The sequence below is a fragment of the Amycolatopsis sp. TRM77291 genome (assembly GCF_054166285.1).
Window position 1 is genome coordinate 3056501 of record NZ_JBSZHF010000001.1, and the last position, 20729, is coordinate 3077229.

Genomic DNA, 20729 nt, shown 5'->3' on the forward strand with positions numbered 1-20729 from the left:
GAGAACGCCGGAGCACGATTCGGCGGGGAGTCCGAGGAGATTCATGAAGTTCGACCGCATCGCCCTGTCCGCCACCGGCTGCGCCGCCGTGCTGCTCCTTTCCGCCTGCGGCGGCAAGGAAGAGGGCGGCAGTCCCGCTCCCGCGCCGTCGCCCGCACCGACGTCGGCTCCCGCGTCCTCGCCGGCGACCAGCGGAACCGTCCCGGTCTCGAACGCGGACGCCACCGCGCCCGGTACCGAACTCAAGGTCGGCGAACGCGCCGTCGTCCCGTTCAAATACGGCAACGACAAGTCCGGCACCATCGCGATCACCGTCAAGGCGATCGAGCTCGGCCCGAAGGAAGACCTCGCCTCCTACGGCGAGAAGGCCAAGGGCATGACTCCGGTGTACATCCGGATGACGGTGGAGAACGTCGGCGGCACGGACCTCACCTACAGCACGGTGCGGATGCGCGCGGTCGGGCCGAACAACAAGAGCACCGGCGTGATCATCACCGGCGAGACCCCGAACTGCCAGTCCGAGTCGGCGAAGAAGGACTTCAAGACCGCCGGCGCGACCTACGAGACCTGCGAACTGCAGGCCATCAGGGACGGTGGCGAGGTCGGCGGCGCGGAATTCAACGACGGTGACGGGTACAAGGACGACCCGATCATCTGGAAGAAGTAGCCAGTAGCGCGTGAAGGCCCCCTTCCCCCGGGATGGGGGCCTTCGCGCGCTTCAGCTCACGCTGCGGGGGGGGCAGGTGAGCGTGCGTACCGTCGTCCACCCGCACCGGCAGCGGGGCCGGATCGTCTTCGTCGGCGGCAACAAGACCGCCACGTCCACCGACGACCTGACGATCTCCGAAGAAGGCGGCACGACGACCATCGGCTACCACGCCACCATCGAGTTCCACGGACTGGCGAAACACGCGGATCCGTTCCTGAACCGGCAGTTCGAGAAGATGGGCGACGAGCTCGTGCCGGCGATGAAGGCGGCTCTCGAAGCGCTTTGAGGCCCGGGCTGCGTCAGAGGGTGCGGCTGGTGTTCTCCAGCAGCCGCACCAGCCCGCCGCCCCCCGTGAGGTGGATGTGCTCGGTGCCCTCTTCGTCGGTGTTGGTGTAAGTGACCAGCCGCCCGTACTCGGTCAGGTCGACTGCCGTGATCGGCACACTCCGCGAGCGCCCTCGCGCGTCCGCGACCGCCGTATAGAGCTGGTGGGTAGCGTCTCGTGGGGAGTGCATGAGATCGGTGATCAAGTCCCGGTCCGGGTCGCCGGGCTCGGGGGCGGGATGAGCGAGCGGGCTACGGCCTTCCGTGACCGCCACGGGCCGCGCCGGAGGCGTGCGGGGCACGGATAGATCCCGCACCTCTGCCGCCTCGACCGGCGGCAGCGTCTCCACCAGATCGGCCGCCAGGCAGCGATGATCGGGCAGCGGCTGCAGGATCACCGCGTCGTCGTCGACCAGTACGCGCACCGCGTCGCGGTCACGGACACCGGTGAAGAACCCGCCCCCGTCTCCGGCGCGGTCGCTGGAGCGGGGATAGGCGGTCCAGCCGTAGAACTCCCGGTCGGCCGCACCCAATATCCGTAACGTGTCGAGCAGAAGCGGGCTCACTCGCTCCCCGCGCGCCAGCCGATGCTCGGACAGGAGTTCCCAGGTGCCCGACTCGATCCGCGCCACCGCCTCTTCGGGCAGGTAGAACGTGCCGTTGGTGCCCAGCACGGGATGCGGGTCTCCCAGGTCGCTCGCGTGCCACTCCCACACGGTCAGGAGCGCGAGTTTCGGCAACACCAGCGGCGCGTCGAGGATAGCCATAGCGCGTTTTCCTTGCTATCAACGGAAAGTGGTGGTCACGTGCCGATGGTCGGCGGAACCACCGTGAACCCGGTTTCAGGATCGATGTCGGTGATCTCGACCGGATGTTCTTCCGGCCCGTACTTACGGGTGTGCTCGTCGTCCTCGTTCTTGCCCCCGCGCGCGCCGGGGGCCATAGCGCCACCGAGTGCGCCCGACGCCGCACCGGCACCGGTCGACCGAGCATTCACTCGGCCGGTCTCGGCCGCGAGCGGGCCACCGAGGACACCCGCGCCGCCGCCACGCCCCGCGGTCGGAACACCACCCGTGCGCCCACCAGGCCCTCCGGGCGCGAACCCACTACCAAAGCCCGAGCCGGTGTCGGCCCGACCTCCTGCGCTCGGACCGGTTGAAGGAGCGGGAACGACCGGGGTCGACGCCCCATCGCGCGTGGAGGGGCCGTAACCCGAGGTGGTGGTGTGATCAGCGCCCATCCCCGTGCCGCCGTGGGGGCCACCGCCGGGAGTGAAGGACGCGGGGGTGTGATCGGGTGCCGGGGACGGAGTGAACCCGGAACCGTCGTCGAGGTCGGCGCGGTCCAGCGTGTCGTCCGGAGGTGCGGGGTGGTCCGGCGCCGGGGCTGGGCCCCTCTTGACCGGCGGCGTCAGTGCGATGTCCGCGCCGTCGTAGAAGCCGAGCTGCCCGTAATCGCCTTGCAACCCGCTTTGCGTCTGCCTGATCTGGTTTTCGTAGCCCTTGTAGACCGTCAGGTTGAATTTCGCTTTTTCGTTGTAGTCGGCGATCGCCTTTTCGGTATCGGTGTCCCACGGCGAAATCACGTCACCGAAACTCTTGTCGGGGCGCGGGGGCATCGGCTTGAGGGTTGCTTTGGTGTGCTCGAAACCCGACGCCGCCGTGAGGACCGATTGCTGGTTACGCGCCATCGACCGGTCCGCCGAATCGGCGACCGTGTAGAGCTTGTGGATACGTTCGCGTGCGGCGTCCGCGCCCGTGCCGGACCAGGAGGACTCCAGGCCACCGATGATCTCCCGGAGGACGGCGGCGTGCTCGCCCTGGCTTTTCGCGGCCTGCCCGGCCTGCCTGGCGGCTTCGTGCCAGGGGCTGGAGTTGCCCGCGCGCACCTTCTCGACGAATTCCGGAACAGGAACGGGCTGCGTGCCGACATCACCCGTGAACAAATCCCGGGTCCACTTGAAGACCCCTTTCAGCGCATCCCCGACTGCCTTGCCCAGCCCGGAGAACAGCCCCCCGACACCGTCGGCGAGGTTGGACAGCCAGCTCATCTCACACCCCCGCCTTCGCCCGGAGACTCGTCATGACGAGATCCGCCACCACCTCGGCCGACTCGCACGGATCCTTCTTGCCCTGGGAGTCGAGACTGAGGAACACCGATACCTCGATGGTGGTGCTGTCGGTCGCCCCGATGCTGATTTGGCAGAACTTGTCCGGCGACCCGCCGGAAGGCGACACGTAGGCGACCGCGGGGAACCCTTGCAAGGAAGCGATGGGCTTCCATACCTCGGCCTTCGGCTTCACGTTCTCGTAGATCGCACTCAGGCCATTCGGCAACTTCGTCGCGTACGCCATGATGACCTGGCCGGTGGTGACCGTGTTGAACCACTGGCAGCCCGGCCCGATGGAGTCCGCGTCCTTGCGCTTGGTTTCCGAGGGCTTGCCGACGGCCTGCAGAATCTGCTCGGCACTGAGGGAATCAGCGCACGGGTCACCCGCGAAGACGGACTCCGGAAACGGTGCCGGCACTTTCGGCGCACCCGCATACGGCAAAGTCCGCTCCGGCGCGGTTTCCGGCGCCGTCGGATTCGACGCTGTCACACCGGGACCGGAGCCACTCCCCGAACAGCCCGCGATCACGGACAGGGAAGCCACCGACAGCCCGATCACCCAGGTCCGCGCCCGCATCACACTGCTCCCGTTTCGACGCTGTTCTTGATCGCCCTGCCGGAATCCTGGTCGTTGCCCGCCGTCCGGCCGAGCGCCTTGTTGAGTCGTCCGACCAGTTCTTCCAAGTACAGGATCTCGAGGCGAACATGTCCCGCGCCATACGCGAACGCCCCCGGCCGGTCCGCGTTCCACGTGGCCGCTTTCGCGAATCCGACGCTCACCGGATCCTCGGCGGCTGATTTCATGCGTTCCAGTGACTGGGTTATCCGCTGATCGTCCCGCAGCCGTTCCAAGATGGTCGTTGCTTTTCGAACCATTCTTTCGGCGTGGTCACGGTCGAGTCGGAACCCTGGGCCGTGCGCGCCTTGTTGCACTTGGGCGTTGGCCGCGGATTCCGCCGCCTTGGCCCGTTCGACGTTGTCGCCGATCGGGTCGGTGACCCACATGTCCAGCCCGGCCAGCCATGGCCTGCTCGTATCCGTCACTTGTCCACCCCTCGAACCCTCACCCTGGCGCGTTGTGGTGCCGATCGGCGCGGCCGGACGCGGTCGCGGCGATCAGAGTAGCGGATCGCTCACAGCGCGTGTGCTGTTACAAAGCCAGGCCACTTGGCTACCCACAAGTACTTTCACCAGCGGTGACGCGGTGTGACGCCGGCCGGGGCCGCGTTAGCGCGAGGGTTCATCCCGCTCATCACGACGGGCGAACGCCGGGCTGGCCCGCTTACCGGCAGTCGGATTTTCCCGTGGCCCACTGCCACCCTGTCGATAGGTGGACCCGTCTCGGGGATTCGGCATCGACACGAACGTGACGACGCACCCGTCCGCCCGTGGGCTCAGGCGGTGTGACCGGGACGTGCGGTGCTTCAGGTTGTTTTCGCCTCACCAGTCACGAGGCGATGCGCCGCACGGCGTTCGCGCAGGCGAGGGATTCCAGCAGCGGCACGGTCCGCTCCCAGCCAAGGCAGGCGTCGGTGATGCTCAAGTCGGGCCTGGGCCGTACGGAGCCGACGTCCTGCCTTCCGTCGGAGAGGTACGACTCGATCATCACCCCGGCCAGTGCGTCGTTGCCCGCCGAGATCTGGTCCGCCAGGTCGGCGACGATCACGGGCTGCCGGTTGTGGTCCTTGCCGCTGTTGCCGTGCGAGGCGTCGACGACGAGCCGGTGCGGCAGGCCGGCGGCGGTCAGCGCGTCGAGGGCGTCCGCGACGGCGTGCGCGTGATGGTTGGGTTTCGGGCCACCGCGCAGGACGAGGTGCGCGTCCGGGTTCCCGGCGCTGCGCTGGATCCGGGGGCGTCCGTCGGCGGCGGCGCCCGGGAACACGTGCGGCAGCGCGGCCGCCCGGACCGCGGCGACGGCGGTGTCCAGCCGTCCGGACACGCAGTTCTTCATGCCCACCGGCATCGGCAGCCACGACGCCAGCTGCCGGTGCGGCTGGCTGGCGACGGTCCGCGCGCCGATCGCGCCCCAGCTGATGGTGTCCGCGAAGTAGGGCGCGAGGAACGGGTCGACGAACTCGTACGCGAGCGGCAGCCCGGTCGCGGCGGCGTCGTCCAGGAACCGCCGTCCGACGCGGACACCGGACGCGAGATCGCCCTTACCGTCCAAGGTGGGGTCGGGCACCAGCCCGGTCCAGCCGGCGATCGTCCGCGGTTTCTCCAGGTAGGCGCGCAGGACCACGACGAGGTCGTCGGCGAACCGGCGCGACGCCTCCGCGAGCCGATTCGCGTACTCGAGCGCTCCGTCGGTGTCGTGCACGGAACACGGGCCCACGACGACGAGCAGCCGGGAGTCCCGGCGGGAGAGGACGTCGGCGACGGTTTGCCGGTGCCGGGTGATCTCCTCCGGGACGAACCCGGTCGTGACCACCTCGGCCGGGCTGGGCAGCTGGTCAAGCATCCGCATGACCTTTCTCCTTGTCGGGGGCGGCCGTCCCGGCCCGGGGCAGCCGCGTCGCACCGGCCACCGCCACGACGGCGAGGCCGAGAACACACCAGAAGGCGTCGGCGAAGGCCGCGGCGACGTCCGGGCCGCGGGCGGCCAGCCGGGCCTGCAGCACCACGGCCAGCACCGCGGTGCCGATCGAGCCGCCGAGCGTGTTGAGCAGGTTCAGCGCCCCGGCGGCGCGGGGCAGCCGGGCGGGTTCGACCCGGCGGTAGACGATCGTCATCACCGGTGCGCCGATCATCGCCGCGCCGAAACCGCGCAGCAGCAGGGAGACCACGATGACCCAATCCGGAAGGCCATGGCCGAGCTGGGTGAACGGCGCGGTGCCGAGGGCGACCAGCCCGATCCCGCTCAGCACCAGGGTGCGCGGCGAGATCCGGTCGACAAGGCGGTTCACCAGTACGGAACCGGCCGCCGCGCCGATCCCTTGGGGCACCAGCAGCAAGCCGGTGTCCCAAGTGGACAGTCCGGGGCCGCGCTGGAGGTAGAGCGGGAGCAGGAACATCGTGCCGAACACCGACGCGCCGAGCAGGACCAGAGCCAGCGCGGCGACCCCGAACGGCGGCCGCGTGAACAGGCGTGGATCCAGCAAGGGCGCTTCGGCGCGCAGACCATGCCGGACGAACGCCGCGAGCATCACGACGCCGAGCGCGACGGCGATCCCGGCGACCATCGGGGTGCCCTGCTCGAACCAGGTGAGCCCGAAGACCAGGACGGCGAGCCCCGGCGAAAGCAGCAGCGCGCCCCGGAAATCGAAACGTTCCCCCTTGCCACCGGTTTCGCTCACCGGAACCCAGCGCCGGGCCAGGATCACCGCCACCACGCCGACCGGGAGGTTGACGTAGAACAACCACGGCCAGTCCGCGACCGCGAGGATCGTGCCGCTCGCCATCGGGCCGAGCACGGGCGACAGCAGCGGTACGAGACCGACGACGCTGATCACGCGCCCGATCCGGTCCGGTCCCGCCGCCCGCGCCAGGAGCGCCTGGCCGGTCGGCGGGAGCAGACCGCCCGCGAGCCCTTGCAAGACGCGGAAAGCGATGAGCGCGGGCAGCGTCGGCGCCAGCGCGCACAGCAGGGACGCCAGCAGGAACACGACGACGGCGGTGAGCCAGACGCGCCGTCCGCCGAAACGGTCGGCGAGCCAGCCGGACGCCGGCACCGCCGTGACCACGGCCAGCAGGTACGCCGTCGTCACCCATTGGACGCCGGTGACCGGCGCGCCGAACTCGTCGGCGAGGGTGTCGACGCCGACCGACACGATCGTGCTGTCCAGGGTCGCCATGAACGTGCCGAGCACCAGCACGGCGGCCGTGCGCCACAGGGCGGCGTCGATCGGGCGCGCAGTCACCGCTCCCCCACGAACCCGGCGGCGTCGCCGTCGAGCCAGGACGGCAGCTTCCGGAGATACCCGGCCAGCTCCTCGGCCAGCGACCGGGCGTCGGCCTCCCTCGCGTACAGAACGCCTTCCCACCCGTGCTCGCCCGGGACGACGGTGACGCTCACCGGGTGATGCGTGCGTTCACGGAACCTCGTCCCGGTGACGGTCAGGCCGGGCGCGGGTTCGCGCAGCTTCGCCGGGTCCACCGGGTAGTTCTCGAACACGAGCAGACTGTCGAACAGGCGCTCGCGCCCGGCCAGCGACGCGAGTTCCGGCAGGCCCATCCGGTGGTGTGCGGTCATCGCCTGCTGCCGCGTTTGCAGGTCGGCGAGCGCCTCGGCGACCGTTCCGGTGAACCTGGCGCGGACCGGGACGCTGTTCGCCAGCAGGCCGATGATGTCCTCGACACCGTCCACATCGGACGTCCGGTTCGAGGTCATCACCCCGAAGCTGACGTCGTGGCGTCCGGCGTGGCTCGCGAGAACGGCCGCCCACGCACCCTGCAGCAGGGTGTTGACGGTGAGCCCGCGTGCCGCGCCCAGCCTGGTCAGTTCCGCGACCAGCGCACTGTCCACAGTGAACAGTGCGGGTTCGGCCGAGCCGCCGGTACGCGGCAGGTGGTCACCTTCGGGCAGGCCGTCGAGTTCCCTGCGCCAGGCCCGGACGTCGGCCGAGTGATCGGCCGACGTCAGGAGGCGGGTGTACCGGGTCGGCGGCACCGGCTCCGGCAACGGCTTCCCCGCGTACAGCGCGAACAGCTCGCCGAGGATGCGCGGCGCCGACCAGCCGTCGGACAGCAGATGGTGACTGGTCAGCGCGAGCGTCTGCCTGCCGGGCCCATGACGCAGCACGGTGACCCTCCACAGCGGACCGTGGGCCAGGTCGAACGGCTCCGCGAGTTCCTCGTCCAGCGCCGCGTCCAAATGGGACACTTCGCGGACGCGGAACCCGGCCCGCGGTTCGGCGGGGATCACCTGGACCTCGTGCGACGCTGGGAACACCGCGCCGAGGTTCAGCTGCCGTCGCACCAGCGCGTCCGCCGCCGTCCGCAGTGCCTCGACGTCCAGGTCACCGGACAGCGTGAACGCGGCCTGCACCGGATACGGGTCTTCGTCCGCGGCCCGGGACTCGCGCAGGATCACCTCCTGCAACGGGGTCAGCGGCATGATCTCGCCGGGTCCCGGCACGTCGGCGGCGAGTGCGTCCAGCTCACGCCGGAAGTGCTCGCCCAGCACGACGATCTCGTCTTCGGTGAACAGCGCGGACGGCCAGGTGAAGCGGACGCCGAGCGTGCCACCGTCGGGGACCATCGCGTTCACCGTCAGCGCGTACGGCAGCGGCATCTCCGCGCCGCCACCCGAACCGAGCGGATCGGCGTCCGGCGGGCGCTGCCACAGGGGCTCCTCGACCGAGGCCTCGGGGAACCGGCCGAGATAGTTCCAGGCGATCTCGGGCCGCGGGCCCTCGACCTCGAGAATCCCGTGGCCCAGGCCATCGCCCGCCGCGCGCAGGTGATCGCGGACCGCCCGTAGCGCGTCCGGCAGCGGTCCGGCCGGCGGGGCGATCCGCGCCGGATGCACGGCGGTGAACCATCCGGCGGTCTGCGCCAGATCGACCTTGCCCGTGAAGTCCGGCGTGTGTCCCGGACGTCCGTGGCTCTCGACGGCGACGAGCAGATCGGCGCCGGTCCCGCGCCAGGCGGCGACGGCGCGGGCGAGTGCGGTCAGCAGCACGGTGTCCGGGCCGGTGCGATACGCCGTGGGCAGCGCGGTGAGCACGGCGTGGGTGGTGCGCTCGCCGATGTCGAGCCGGTGATGCCGCGCGGTCGCCACGGTGTCGCGCGCCGGATCGAGCCGGGTGCGGCCGAGTGTGCTCTCCGGCGCGGCGGCGATCCCGTGCCAATACCGCGTTTCGTCCTCTCGATGCGGTGCGGCGGCGCGCAGCGATCGCGCCCAGCCCAGGAACGACTGCCCGCGCCGGTGCAGGGTCTTGCCGTGGAAGGCCTGTTCGACATCGTCGAGCAGGACGCGCCAGGTCACCGCATCGGCGACGAGGTGGTGCGCCACCAGCAGCAAGCGTCCGGGACGGTCGCCGGCGTCGGCCAGCACCGCCCGCACCAGCGGGCCGGTGCGCGGGTCCATCCGCGCGACGATCTGCTCGACGTGGGTGTCCAGCGCCGCGCGCGGATCATCGGTCACACGGACGGCGGTGAGCACGTCGGCACCGGTCACGGCACCGACGTCCGGAACGCGCAGCGCGTCTTCGACCAGATGCGCGCGCAGGACGTCGTGGCGGGCGAGAACGGCGTCGAGCACCGAGCGCCAGCGAGGGACGTCGTCCGCCGAAGGCACGCAGATCTCGACCCACTGGCAGAACCCGTCGGCCGTCTTTCCCGCGCGTCGCAACAGATCACGCATGATCGGCGTGAGCGGGGCGTCGCCGACGGCGTGGGCTTCCTCCGCCTGTTCAGGCTCACCGCAGCGCGCGGCGATCCCGGCGACCGTGCCGCCTTCGAGGACGTCGCGCGCGGTCAGGTGCAGCCCTTCGCGACGGGCACGGGAGACGACCCGCAGTGAGGCGATGCTGTCGCCGCCCGCGTCCAGGAAGCCGTCGTCCAGGCCGACATCGGGACCGAGCAGCTCGCGGACCACCCGTAACAGCACGGCTTCCGCCGGGGTGGCGGGTTCCCGTCCGCCGTCGGAGCGGGCTTCCGGCGCGGGCAGCGCGGCGCGGTCCAGCTTGCCGCTCGGTCCGAGCGGAAGCCGGTCCAACGGCACGAACGCGGTCGGCACCATGTACGCGGGCAGTTCCGCGGCGAGATACTCGCGCAGCGCGGCCGGGTCCGGTTCGGCGCCGTCGACGGGAACGACGTAGGCGACCAGCCGGTCCTCGCGGACGATCACCGCGGCGGCACGCACTTCGTCGTGCGCGGTCAGCGCGGTCTCGATCTCGCCGAGTTCGATCCGGAACCCGCGCAGTTTGACCTGGTGGTCGGCGCGGCCGAGGAACACGATCTGCCCGTCCGGGCGCCACCGGACCAGATCCCCGGTGCGGTACATCCGCTCCCCCGGCGGCCCGAACGGGTCGGCGACGAACCGTTCCGCGGTCAGCGCGGCGCGGCCGACGTACCCCTGGGCGAGTTTCGGCCCGGCCAGGTAAAGCTCGCCGGTGACGTTCGTCCCGACCGGGAGCAGCCCGCCGTCGAGCACGTACGCGCGGACCTCCGGGTCCGGTCGGCCGATCGGGAGCGGCCCGGGGTCGGCCGGGTCGTAATGCCAGGTCACCGAGTTGATGGTGACCTCGGTCGGCCCGTAGGCGTTGAACAGCGCCCGCCGGTTCCCCCAGCGCCGCGCCAGTTCCGGGTCGAGCCGTTCGGCGCCGACGACGAAGAACACGTCCGGGTCGACGGTCGCGTCGTCGGGCATCGCGGAGAGGAACGAGGGCAGCAGATTGAGCCCGGTGACGCGGTGTTCGGCGGCGTAGGCCAGCAGGTCGTCGCCGGAGGTCCGCACCTCCTCGGGCGCGATCACCGACGTGCCACCGGACAGCAGCGGCAGCATGAACTGCCAGAACGCGACGTCGAAACTCGTCGAGGCGAAATGCAGGTACCGTTCGGCGGTCCCGATCCCGACGATGTCCTCCTGCAGCGCGATCAGGCTCGGGACGCCGCGATGCGGCACCGCCACGCCCTTCGGCTTGCCCGTCGTGCCGGAGGTGTAGATGACGTACGCGATCGCGTCCGCACACAAGGACACGCCCGGATCGGTGTCCTCAGTGGACAATGAAGCCGGGTCGATCACCGGGAGGCCGTCGACGTCCGAAGTGGACACGACGGCGGCGGGCGCGATGTCGTCCAGCATGTACGCGAGCCGGTCGGCCGGGTAGTCCGGGTCCATCGGCACGTGCACGGCGCCCGTCTTGATGACGCCGAACAACGCGACGACGAGGTCGACGTCGCGGCGCAGCAGGACCGCGACCGGGTCCTGCGGCTTTACCCCGGCGTCGATCAGGGTGTTCGCGAGCCGGTTGGCGCGGCGGTCCAGTTCGGCGTAGGTCAGGCGACGGTCCCGGCACACAACGGCTTCGGCGTCCGGGGTCTCCCGGACCCAGCGGCCGAACTCCTCCAGCAAGCCGCCGCGTTCGCGCTTCGGTTCCGGTCCTTCGCCGAGGCGCAGCATCGCGCGTTCTTCCTCGGCGTCGAGCGCGCGCAGCCGGGAGACCGGCCGCGCCGGATCGGTCACGATCTCGTACAGCACCGCGCGCAGCCAGCGGCCGTAAGCCTCGGCCTCCTCGCGGGTGAACGCGTGGGGCTGGTAGCCGAGACCGACGGTGAACTCGTCGCCGGGCAGCACGATCACCGTGAGCGGGTAGTGCGTGGCGTCGGTGATGTCGACGCCGACGAGGTCGAGGCCGGGGGCCAGCGTGGTGCGCGCGCGGCTGGAGAGCGGGAAGTTCTCCATCACCAGCATCGTGTCGAACAGGTCGCCGACGCCTGCCGCGCGCTGGATGTCGGGCAGCCCGGCGTGGTGGTGATCGGTGAGCCGGACGCTTTCGGTGTGCACACGTTCGAGCACGGTGGCCGCCGTGTCGGCGGCGTCGAAGCGCACGCGCACCGGGATCGTGCTGCCGAGCTGGCCGACCATGCGCTCGACGCCGGGGACGTCGGCCGGCCGTCCGGAGACCGGGCAGCCGAAGACGACGTCGCGGCGACCGGTCAGCCTGGCGAGCAGCACTCCCCAGGCGGTCTGGAACACCGTCGTCGGGGTGATCCCGCGTTCGCGGGCGAAGGCGCGCAGCCGTTCGCTGAACTCCTCGCCCAGTTCCACGGTGACGCGTTCCGGGCGGTCCACAGTGGACTCGACACTCGCCGGGGCGAGCCGTGTGCCCTCGTCGAGCCCGGCCAGCGCCTCACGCCACGCCTCCAGCGCGGCGTCCGGGTCGCGTTCGCCGAGCACGCGGTGGTACTCCGAAAGCGGGGGCGCGACCGGGGCCGCCGGACCACCGCCGAGTTCGGCGTAGGTGGCCAGCAGGGTGCGGCCGACCAGCGGCATCGACCAGCCGTCGAGCAACGCGTGGTGGTTCGTGAGCACCAGGCGGTGCTCGTCCGGGCCGAGGGTCAGCAGCAGGAACCGGATCAGCGGCGGGGTCGCCGGATCGAAGGGCCGGGCCAGTTCGGCGCGGCACTCGGCCTCGACCTGCTCCGGTGGGACCTGCGCGAACCGCCAGTTCAGCGTGACCCCGGCGGGGACCACCTGGACGACCTCACCCGCGTCGGTGGTGTGCAGGTGGACACGCAGCGCGGGATGCCGCCGCAGGACCTCCTCCGCTGCTTCGCGCATGCGGTCCGCGTCGAGCGCGCCGCTGAGCAGCGTGACGGCCTGCACCACGTAGACGTCGGTGTCCTCGGTACCGCGTGCCAGGGTGTGGAACGAAAGCCCGGTCTGCAACGGGGTCGCGGGCAGGACGTCCTCGACACGGCCGAGGCGTTCGAGCGTGTCGATATCGGCCTGGTCGAGGCCGACCAGCGGCAGGTCCGACGGCGTGAGCCCGCCGCCGTCCGGTCCGATCCTGGTGGCGTGGGCGGCCATCGCTTCGAGGGCGAGTGACCACGCTTCCTGGAGCGCCTCGACGCTTTCCGGCGGCAGGACCTCGCCCGCCGCGGTCCACTCGACGGCGAGCCGGGGATGGCCGTCCTCGCGGACGAAGCAGTTCAGCGCCAGCACCTGTTCCAGTGACTTGGCATCCGGTTCGGTGACCGCGAACGGGTCTTCCTCCGGCAGTCGCCAGCCGGTGCCCGGCAGTGCCGCGAAGCGACCGAGGTAGTTCAGGACGACGTCCGGCGGTGGGACGGCGGCGAGTTCGTCCCTGGTCAGCGGATCGAGGTACCGCAGGACGCCGAAGCCGACGCCGTTGTCCGGGACCGCGCGTTTCGCTTCTTTCGCAGCCCGCAGGAGCTTTCCGGCCGCGTCACCGCCGGTGAGCGCGCTGTCGAAGTCCGTCGTCGCCGCCACCGCGCCGGCGGGCACCCGCAGCGGGTGCTCGGCGGTGAACCAGCCGACGGTGCGCGAGAGATCCAGGCCGTCTCGATCCCGGCCGTGTCCTTCGAGGGACACGGTTTCGGCCTCGGCCGGGGCACCACGCCACGACCGCAGGGCGAGCACGAGCGCGGCGAGCAGCACGTCGTCCGGCCCGGCGCGGTAGGCCGCGGGCAACGCGGTGAGCACCGCGTCGGTCTGCTCCGGGGTGGCGAGGGTGACCGAACGCCGCGCGGTCGCGACCGTGTCGGCGGTCCGGTCGAGCGGACGGTGGCCGAGGCGCGGGCCGTCGAGCGCGGCGCGCCAGTGGTCGAGTTCAACGCGCCTAGCGCCCGAAGTGCCTTGCTCCGCCAGGAGAAGCGCGTGCCGCCGCCAGGAGGTGCCGACCGGTTCGAGCGGCTCACCGGCGCACGCGGCGCGCAGATCCGGCAGGAGCACCCGCCACGAAACCCCGTCGATCGCCAAATGGTGAATGACGATGACGAGGTGGTCCGGCAGCAACGCGACCTTGAGCACCCCGGTCCGGAGATCCAGGGACTCCGCGAGTTCCGCCGCGACCTCGGCCGGTTCCCCGGTCGTCTCGACCACGACGTCGGACGCCTTCACCGTGCCGCGTTCCCGTACCCGCATTTCGTCCTCTGAATGCAGACGGAGGACGTCGTGGTGGTCCAGGAGCGTTTGGACGCCCTCGATCAGCAGGGTGGGCGGAAGATCCTCGTCGAGCCGGAGCGCGGTCCACTGCGTGTACCCGGCGATCGTCGCGACGTCCGGGTGCGGGTCGAGCAGGGCGCGGACGATCGGCGGCGCGGGCACCACGCCGACCGGCTCGTCCGGCGGAGCGGCCGGGGCGCCGATCTCCGCGCTCGCCGCGGCCAGCGCCTCGAAGCTTCGGCGGGCGAGCAGGTCACGCGGGCGCAGGTCGAGGCCGTGCGCGCGCAGCCTGCTGCTGACGCTGATCGCGGTGATGCTGTCGCCGCCCAGCGCGAAGAAGTCGTCGTCGACCGCGACTTCTTCGACGCCGATCACCTCGGCGATGGTCGCGCACAGCAGCCGTTCGCGTTCGGTGGCGGCGGTCCTTCCGGCCGCCGCGCGCGGGGCGGGCAGCGCGGGACGATCGATCTTTCCGTTGGAGGTCAACGGAAGTGCGTCGAGAACGACGACCGCGGCTGGCACGAGATGCTCCGGCACGCGCGCGGCGAGCTCCGCACGGACCTCGTCCGGCACGACCTCGCCGACGACATAGCCGATGAGCCGGGGCCCACGCACCGCGGCGGCGGCCGCCCGCACGCCGGGAACGGCTGCCAGCGCGGCCTCGACCTCGCCGAGTTCGACACGATGGCCGCGCACCTTCACCTGGCCGTCGCGGCGGCCCAGATACTCCAGACCACGACCGGGCACCCAGCGGGCCAGGTCGCCGGTGCAGTACATCCGGTCGCCGGGCGCGCCGAACGGGTCGGCGACAAACCGTTCTGCGGTCGCGCCAGGGCGCCCGAGGTAGCCGCGCGCGAGATGCGGCCCCGCGAGGTAAAGCTCACCCGGTGTTCCCACCGGCGCGGGACGCAGCGCGGCGTCGAGCACCCGGACCGCCGTCCCCGGCACCGCGGTGCCGATCGTCGGCTCGCCGTCGTCCAGCCAGGATCCGGCACCGTCCACAGTGGCCTCGGTCGGGCCGTACATGTTGCGGGCGCGGACACCCGACTCCGCGACCTTGCGCCACAGCGCCGGCGGAGTGGCCTCGCCGCCGAGGACGAGCAGCGCGGGCGGGTTCGGGCCGTCGAGCAGTCCGGCGTCGACGAGCGGCGCGGCCATCGACGGCGTGGTGTCGACGACGTCGATCCGGTCGCGGGCGAACGCGGCCAGCAGTTCGTCGGCGTCCCGGGCGACGTCGGTGCCGTAGACGTGGAGTTCGTGCCCGAACAGCAGCCACATCAGCTGGTCGAGCGCGGAGTCGAAGGCGAACGAGTAGGTGTGCGCGACGCGCAGCCGCCTGCCCGCGGCGCGTTCGGTCTCGGCGACCGTGGTCGCGCGGTGGTGGCGCAGCAGCGTCGCGAGTCCGCCGACCCGGCCCAGCACGCCCTTGGGGCGGCCGGTGGAGCCGGAGGTGAAGATGACGTACGCGAGATCTTCCGGATGGCGGGGAATGTCCAGCGACGAAGAGTCCAGTGTGGACAGATTGGTCTCGCCGAGCACCAGCTGAGGCCCCGGCACGATCTCCGGCTCGTGGGTCACGGTGAGCACCGCGCCGGCCTCGGCGGCGAGTTCCCGCAGCCGTTCGACGGGATGGGCGAGATCCAGCGGCAGGAAGGCGGCCCCGGCGTCGAGCACCGCCAGCAGGGTGACGACGAGATCCGCGGACCGTGGCAGGGCCAGCGCGACGACGTCGTCGGTTCCGACACCGCGTGCGCGCAAGGCCCGGGCGAGACGGTGGACCCGCGTGACGAGTTCGCCCGCGGTCAGCCGTTCTTCACCGAAGACCAGGGCGGTCTGCTCGGGATCGAGGCGGTCGAGAAGTTCAGGTACGCCAAGGAGTTCGGTGTCAGGCGCGGGCGTCGTCCACGCTTCGAGGAGCGTGTCCCGCTCCCCCGGCGGCACCAGGTCGGCGGCCGCGATGGCCGGGCCGTCGGGTTCGGTCAGCGCGGTGATCAGGCAGCGCAACGCGGTCAGCTTGGCGGCGACGGCGGCCTGGTCGTGGGTCCGCGCGTCGACCTCGAAACCGAGCAGCAGCCCGCCGTCCGACGTCGGGAGCACGGACAGGCCCATGTCCTCCGGCGGCCCACCCGCGACGTTGCGCATCGTGCCGTGCGAGCCCGCGAAGTCGAGCTTCAGGTCGAACGCCTTGAGGTTGATACCCCGGCCGTGCAGCAGCGCCCCGGCGCCGGGCACCGCGAGATCCTGGGGCAGGTCCTCACCGCGATACCGCTGGTGCGTGCGCATCTCCTTCAGCGCGCCCGCGACCCGTGCGGTCAGCTCGGTTCCCGTGTCCTGCGGCAGCACGCCGACCCGCAGCGGCAGCACGTTGACCGCCATCGCCGGAGTCCGCAACGCGGCTCCTTCGCGGCACATCAACGGCATCGCGAACACGACGTCGGTCCAGCCGAGCACGCGGTGCAGGAAAGCGGCGTAGCAGGCGATCAGCGCGTCGCCCCAGGTCGTCCCGGCACGTTTTCCCAGCTCGCGCAGCCGGGCCACGTCCGTAGCGGGCAGGACCGCGCGTGCGGTCACGGTGTGGTCGGGCGGACCCGACGCGCTTCCGGCGTCGTCGAGCTCCGGCAACGGCGTGAGCCGCTCCCGCCAGTACTCGCGGTCCTGGGCGAACCGTTCGCTCTCGCGGTAGGCGCGATCGGCCTCGACGAGATCGGCGAACCGGCCGAACGTCGAAGCCGGGACGTCCTTTCCCTGGACCGAAGCGGTGTAACGCGCGGCGGTCCGGCGCGCGAGCATCGCCGCGGTGTAGCCGTCGAATACGAGGTGGTGCCCGAGCTGGGTGAACCACACTTGCGAGTCGGACAGCCGCAGCACGAGGTGGGCGAACAACGGCCGCTCGACCATGCCGCGGCAAGCCTCGGCGACGCGGCGGCGTTCGGCGTCCACCCGCGTGTGCGCGGCGGCCACCGGATCGGCCTCACCGCGCAGATCCACGATCTCCGGCAGCGGCATCTCGTCGTCCGACACCACCTGACGTGGCCCGTCCGGCGTCTCGAAGACGCGCAACCGCAGGCTGTCCGCCTCTTCGGCGGTCGCACGGATCGCCTCGGTCAGGACGGCGACGTCGACCGGCTTTTCGCCGGCGATCTCGATCACGTCACCGACGACGTAGTAGGGCGAGTCGGGTTCGAGGCGTTGCGCGGTCCAGATGCCCAGCTGGGCACCGGTGAGATTCAGCATGTGGGTACCACCATCGGGGTTCCGGTCACCGGGTCGGGCACGACGACGCTGGGGAGATCGAAGACCTCCTTCATCAGCTCGGCGTCGACGATGTCGGCGGGCGCTCCTTCGGCGACGATCCGGCCGTCCCGCAGCGCGACGAGGTGGTCGGCGTAGCGGCAGGCCTGGTTGATGTCGTGCAGGACGGCGATCACCGTGCGGCTTTCGTCGCGCAGGCGCGCCAGCAGGCTCAGCAGCTGGTACTGGTGCGCGATGTCGAGGAACGACGTCGGCTCGTCGAGCAGCAGGTACGGCGTCTTCTGCGCCAGCACCAGCGCCACCCACACGCGCTGGCGCTGCCCGCCCGAAAGCTCCTGCACCGGCCGGTCGGCCAGCCCCGCCACCCCGGCCGCGGTCATCGCCTCGATCACCGCGCGTTCGTCCTCTTCGGACCACGACGCGAACAGCGACTGGTGCGGGAACCGGCCGCGCGCGACCAGCTGCCGGACGCGGACGTCCTCCGGTGCCACCGGATCCTGCGGCAGGAACCCGAGTTCCCGCGCCAACCCCTTGCCGGGGAAGGAACCGACGTCCTTGCCGTCGAGCAGGACGTCGCCGTCCGACGGGCGCAGCAGCCGGACGAACGCGCGCAGCAGGGTGGACTTGCCACACGCGTTCGGTCCGACGACGGCGGTGAACGCGCCGTCGGGCACGTCGAGGCTCAGCCGGGTCGACACGACCCGGTCGCCGTAGCGCAGGGTCAGGTCCCGGGCGGTCAAGCGGGCACTCATGTGCGCCGCACCTCCTTGGTGAGCAGCCAGATCAGGTAGCCGCCGCCGATCACGGTGCTGATCACGCCGACCGGCAGCGCTTCCGGTGCGAGCAGCATCTGGGCGGCCAGGTCGGCGCTGGTCAGCAGCACGGCGCCGGTGAGGGCGGCGGGCAGCAGGGAAATACCGGGCGTGCGGGCCAGCCGCCGCCCGATCTGCGGGGCCGCCAGCGCGATGAACGCGATCGGACCGGCGACGGCGGTGACCGTGGCCGTGCAGCCGACCCCGATCAGCACCAGCGCCAGCCGCAGCCGGTCCCAGCGGACTCCGGTGGTGACCGCCAGCGCGCCGCCGAGCGCGGCCTGGTGCAACGCCGGCGCCCTGGTGAACAGCACGACGAACAGCACCGCGAGCACGCCGAACGGGATCGCCACGTCGTCCCAGCCGATCCCGTTGAGGGAACCGGCGTTCCAGCCGACGGCCGCGATCGCGATCTCGAGTTCGGCGCGCAGCACGATCCACGAGTTGAGCGCGGTCAGCATCGCGTTGATCGCGATACCGATGACGATCAGCCGCAGCCCGGACAGCCCGCCGCCGAGCGACAGCGCGTACACGATGGCCGCCGTGATCACGCCACCGAGCACCGAACCGACGGTCAGCTGCGTGGACGTCCCCGAAAGCACGGTGATCGCGAACAGCGCGCCGGTGTACGCGCCGGCGTCGAGGCCGATCACGTCGGGGCTGCCGAGCGGGTTTCGGGTGATGTTCTGGAAGATCGCCCCGGCCAGGCCGAGCGCGGCGCCGAACACCAGCCCCGCCATCACCCGTGGGAGCCGCCATTCGCGGATGACCACGCCGGGGCCGCCGCCGGAACCGGTGAGCGCGGCGAACACGCGGGCGGGACTGGCCCACGCCGCGCCGTAACAGAGCCCGAGCAGCGTCAGACCGGCGATGACCACGAGCATCGCCACGAGGAAGACGAGGGTGCGGCGTTCGATCCGGGCGGAGAACCGCCCGCGCCGCAGGACGAGTGCGTTCACAGTGTTCACAGCGGCGCCGCCCCGTATTTGCGGACGGCCCAGATCAGCACCGGGCCACCGAGGAACGCGGTCACGATCGCGACCGGGACCTCGCCGGTCGGCAGCAGGACCCGGGAGCCGACGTCCGCGGCCAGCATCAGGACGGGGCCGAGCAGCGCGGCGAACGCGATCAGCCACGGGATCGACGCGCCGGCCACCCGCCGGGCCAGATGCGGCACGATCAGCCCGACGAACAGGATCGGCCCGGCCAGCGCGGTCGCCGCGCCCGCCATGAGCGTGATCAGCAGCAGGGTGATCGTCCGGACCCTGGCGACGTTCGCGCCGAGCGTGTGCGCGACCGTCTCGCCGAGCGCGATCGCGTTCAGCTGGCGGCTCACCGCGAACGCGCCCAGCAGGGACAGGCCGATGATGATCAGCGGGACCGTCGTCGGCGCCTGTTCACGGCCCGCCAGGGAACCCACCGACCAGAACCGGTAGACGTCGAAGGTGTCGGGGAACAGCAGCCGCAGGCCGAGGGTGAGCCCCAGCAGCACGGCGCTCAACGCGGTCCCGGCGAGCACCAGCCGCAGCGGCGACTTGTTGCCGACCGCGTACACCAGCGCCGAAGCGCCGAGCGCGCCCACCACCGCCAAGCCCAGCTCCAGGGGCGCCGACGCGGCGAGCCCGAACGAGGACCCCACCGCGATGGCGAACCCGGCCCCGGCGGTCACGCCGAGCACGCCGGGTTCGGCCAAGGCGTTGCGGGACAAGGCCTGCACGAGCACACCGCCGACGGCGAGCGCAGCGCCGACGCCGATCGCCAGCACCGCCCTCGGCATCCTGATGTCCAGGACCACGGCCCGGTCACTCGGATTCCCGTCGCCCAGCAGGGCGCGCACGACCTCGCCGGGGGCGATGGCGTGCGCGCCGACGCCGACGCTCAGCACGGCGACCACGACGAGCCCGAGCAGTGCGGCGCCGAGCAGCGCGGACCGCCCGGTGGTGGTCACTGCTTGAGCAGCGGCGCGAACGCCTGGTCGACGGCGTCCAAAGTGGACGTCGCGGCCCGGTAGGTGGCGGCCTCGGTGTAGCGGAACGGGTAGACCTTGCCCGCCTTCACCGCGGGGAGTTCCTTCCACAGCGGCGAGTCGAGGACGTACTTGACCGGCGCGGGCACGGAACCGTCGGCGGCGACCGAGTAGGTGATGGCGTCGGCCTGCGCGAACGCGGTCGACAGCTCTTCGATCGACGGGTACTCGCTGACGTCCTTGGAGCCGCCGCCCTTGACCTTGACCTGGCCGTAGTAGGTGGCGCCGACGTCCTGCGCGATGTTGGTGCCCCAGGAACCGTTGAACTCACGCTGGAAGTTGCCCTTGGCGACCTCGCCGTAGGCACCGACGTGGCCCAGTTTCAGCTGCGGCAGCACGGCCTTGTACTTCTCGGCCAGCCCCTTGGCCTTGGTGTCGTACGCGGTCTTGAGCGCGTCGAACCCGGCGGTGGCGCCGGCGGCGTCGGCCTGCTTGCGGGACAGCTCACGCCACATCGACGGCACCGACGGGCCGATGGCCACGACCGGCGCGATCGCTTCGAGCCGCTTGATGTCGATGTCGGCGAGCACCGGCTTCGGCACGCCGATGACGATCAGGTCCGGATCCGCTTGCGCGATCGCCTCGTAGTTCGTCTCCGCCGCCGACTCGCCCGCGACCTTCGCCAGCTCGTCGTACTTCTTGCGCTCCTGCTCGTTGAACAGCGGGATGCCGCGCTTCCAGCTGGACACCCCGACCAGCGGCGCGCCCGCTTCGAGCAGGGCGGGCACGGCGTAACCGGTGGCGATGACCCGCTTCGGCGAGACCGGGATGGTGATCTGGCCGTTGTCGGCGGCGAACACCCGGGTCGGACCGCCGTCCGCCTGCCCGGCGTCGCCGGACCCACAGGCGGTGGCCGCGGTCACGACCGTCAAAGCGAGCGCGAGCGCTCCGGCGAGACGGCGGGTTCTGGTGGTGCGCATGGA

The 20729-nt window shown here is 71.4% G+C and carries 13 protein-coding genes; 2 read left to right on the forward strand and 11 right to left on the reverse strand.

The window, feature by feature from the left end:
* Positions 1-43: 43 nt before the first annotated feature.
* Positions 44-667, forward strand: a complete 624-nt coding sequence (locus ACXIZN_RS14470) for a hypothetical protein (protein ID WP_457954969.1) — start codon at positions 44-46, stop codon at positions 665-667.
* A gap of 76 nt (positions 668-743) precedes the next feature.
* Complete coding sequence (locus ACXIZN_RS14475; RefSeq protein ID WP_457954971.1) at positions 744-995, forward strand: hypothetical protein; 252 nt, start codon at positions 744-746, stop codon at positions 993-995.
* Between the two features lie 13 nt (positions 996-1008).
* Here ACXIZN_RS14475 and ACXIZN_RS14480 read toward each other — a convergent pair whose 3' ends face one another.
* From ACXIZN_RS14480 to ACXIZN_RS14530, 11 genes are all read right to left on the reverse strand, one after another.
* A complete protein-coding gene (locus ACXIZN_RS14480; RefSeq protein ID WP_457954972.1) occupies positions 1009-1800 on the reverse strand; it encodes an ESX secretion-associated protein EspG in 792 nt (263 codons plus the stop codon).
* A gap of 35 nt (positions 1801-1835) precedes the next feature.
* Positions 1836-3083 (reverse strand): WXG100 family type VII secretion target, encoded by a 1248-nt coding sequence (locus ACXIZN_RS14485; protein ID WP_457954973.1) that lies wholly within the window; start codon positions 3081-3083, stop codon positions 1836-1838.
* A gap of 1 nt (position 3084) precedes the next feature.
* Positions 3085-3720: a DUF3558 domain-containing protein gene (locus ACXIZN_RS14490; RefSeq protein ID WP_457954975.1), complete on the reverse strand. Its 636-nt coding sequence runs from the start codon at positions 3718-3720 to the stop codon at positions 3085-3087.
* Entirely contained in the window at positions 3720-4187 is a 468-nt protein-coding gene (locus ACXIZN_RS14495; RefSeq protein WP_457954976.1) for a hypothetical protein, read from the reverse strand. Before ACXIZN_RS14495 ends, ACXIZN_RS14490 begins: the two co-directional genes overlap by 1 nt.
* Positions 4188-4590: 403 nt before the next feature.
* Positions 4591-5607 carry a 3-deoxy-7-phosphoheptulonate synthase gene (locus ACXIZN_RS14500; protein WP_457954977.1) on the reverse strand — a complete coding sequence of 339 codons (1017 nt, stop codon included), beginning with the start codon at positions 5605-5607 and terminating at the stop codon, positions 4591-4593.
* Positions 5594-7000: a DHA2 family efflux MFS transporter permease subunit gene (locus ACXIZN_RS14505; RefSeq protein ID WP_457954979.1), complete on the reverse strand. Its 1407-nt coding sequence runs from the start codon at positions 6998-7000 to the stop codon at positions 5594-5596. The genes ACXIZN_RS14500 and ACXIZN_RS14505 overlap by 14 nt, the downstream gene beginning before the upstream one ends.
* On the reverse strand, positions 6997-16950 hold the full coding sequence (locus tag ACXIZN_RS14510) for an amino acid adenylation domain-containing protein (RefSeq protein WP_457954981.1): 9954 nt from the start codon (positions 16948-16950) through the stop codon (positions 6997-6999). The genes ACXIZN_RS14505 and ACXIZN_RS14510 overlap by 4 nt, the downstream gene beginning before the upstream one ends.
* On the reverse strand, positions 16944-17720 hold the full coding sequence (locus tag ACXIZN_RS14515) for an ABC transporter ATP-binding protein (RefSeq protein ID WP_457954982.1): 777 nt from the start codon (positions 17718-17720) through the stop codon (positions 16944-16946). Before ACXIZN_RS14515 ends, ACXIZN_RS14510 begins: the two co-directional genes overlap by 7 nt.
* Positions 17717-18748 (reverse strand): FecCD family ABC transporter permease, encoded by a 1032-nt coding sequence (locus ACXIZN_RS14520; protein ID WP_457954983.1) that lies wholly within the window; start codon positions 18746-18748, stop codon positions 17717-17719. The genes ACXIZN_RS14515 and ACXIZN_RS14520 overlap by 4 nt, the downstream gene beginning before the upstream one ends.
* On the reverse strand, positions 18745-19728 hold the full coding sequence (locus tag ACXIZN_RS14525; protein WP_457954984.1) for a FecCD family ABC transporter permease: 984 nt from the start codon (positions 19726-19728) through the stop codon (positions 18745-18747). The genes ACXIZN_RS14520 and ACXIZN_RS14525 overlap by 4 nt, the downstream gene beginning before the upstream one ends.
* A complete protein-coding gene (locus tag ACXIZN_RS14530) occupies positions 19725-20726 on the reverse strand; it encodes an ABC transporter substrate-binding protein (protein WP_457954985.1) in 1002 nt (333 codons plus the stop codon). Before ACXIZN_RS14530 ends, ACXIZN_RS14525 begins: the two co-directional genes overlap by 4 nt.
* Between the last annotated feature and the right edge of the window lie 3 nt (positions 20727-20729).

What these genes read in the sequence shown, in the direction of transcription:
- ACXIZN_RS14470 (WP_457954969.1), top strand. Translation starts at nt 44, where the DNA reads ATGAAGTTCGACCGCATCGCCCTGTCCGCCACCGGCTGCGCCGCCGTG.
- ACXIZN_RS14480 (WP_457954972.1), bottom strand. Translation starts at nt 1,800, where the DNA reads ATGGCTATCCTCGACGCGCCGCTGGTGTTGCCGAAACTCGCGCTCCTG.
- ACXIZN_RS14485 (WP_457954973.1), bottom strand. Translation starts at nt 3,083, where the DNA reads ATGAGCTGGCTGTCCAACCTCGCCGACGGTGTCGGGGGGCTGTTCTCC.
- ACXIZN_RS14490 (WP_457954975.1), bottom strand. Translation starts at nt 3,720, where the DNA reads ATGCGGGCGCGGACCTGGGTGATCGGGCTGTCGGTGGCTTCCCTGTCC.
- ACXIZN_RS14500 (WP_457954977.1), bottom strand. Translation starts at nt 5,607, where the DNA reads ATGCGGATGCTTGACCAGCTGCCCAGCCCGGCCGAGGTGGTCACGACC.
- ACXIZN_RS14510 (WP_457954981.1), bottom strand. Translation starts at nt 16,950, where the DNA reads ATGCTGAATCTCACCGGTGCCCAGCTGGGCATCTGGACCGCGCAACGC.
- ACXIZN_RS14515 (WP_457954982.1), bottom strand. Translation starts at nt 17,720, where the DNA reads ATGAGTGCCCGCTTGACCGCCCGGGACCTGACCCTGCGCTACGGCGAC.
- ACXIZN_RS14530 (WP_457954985.1), bottom strand. Translation starts at nt 20,726, where the DNA reads ATGCGCACCACCAGAACCCGCCGTCTCGCCGGAGCGCTCGCGCTCGCT.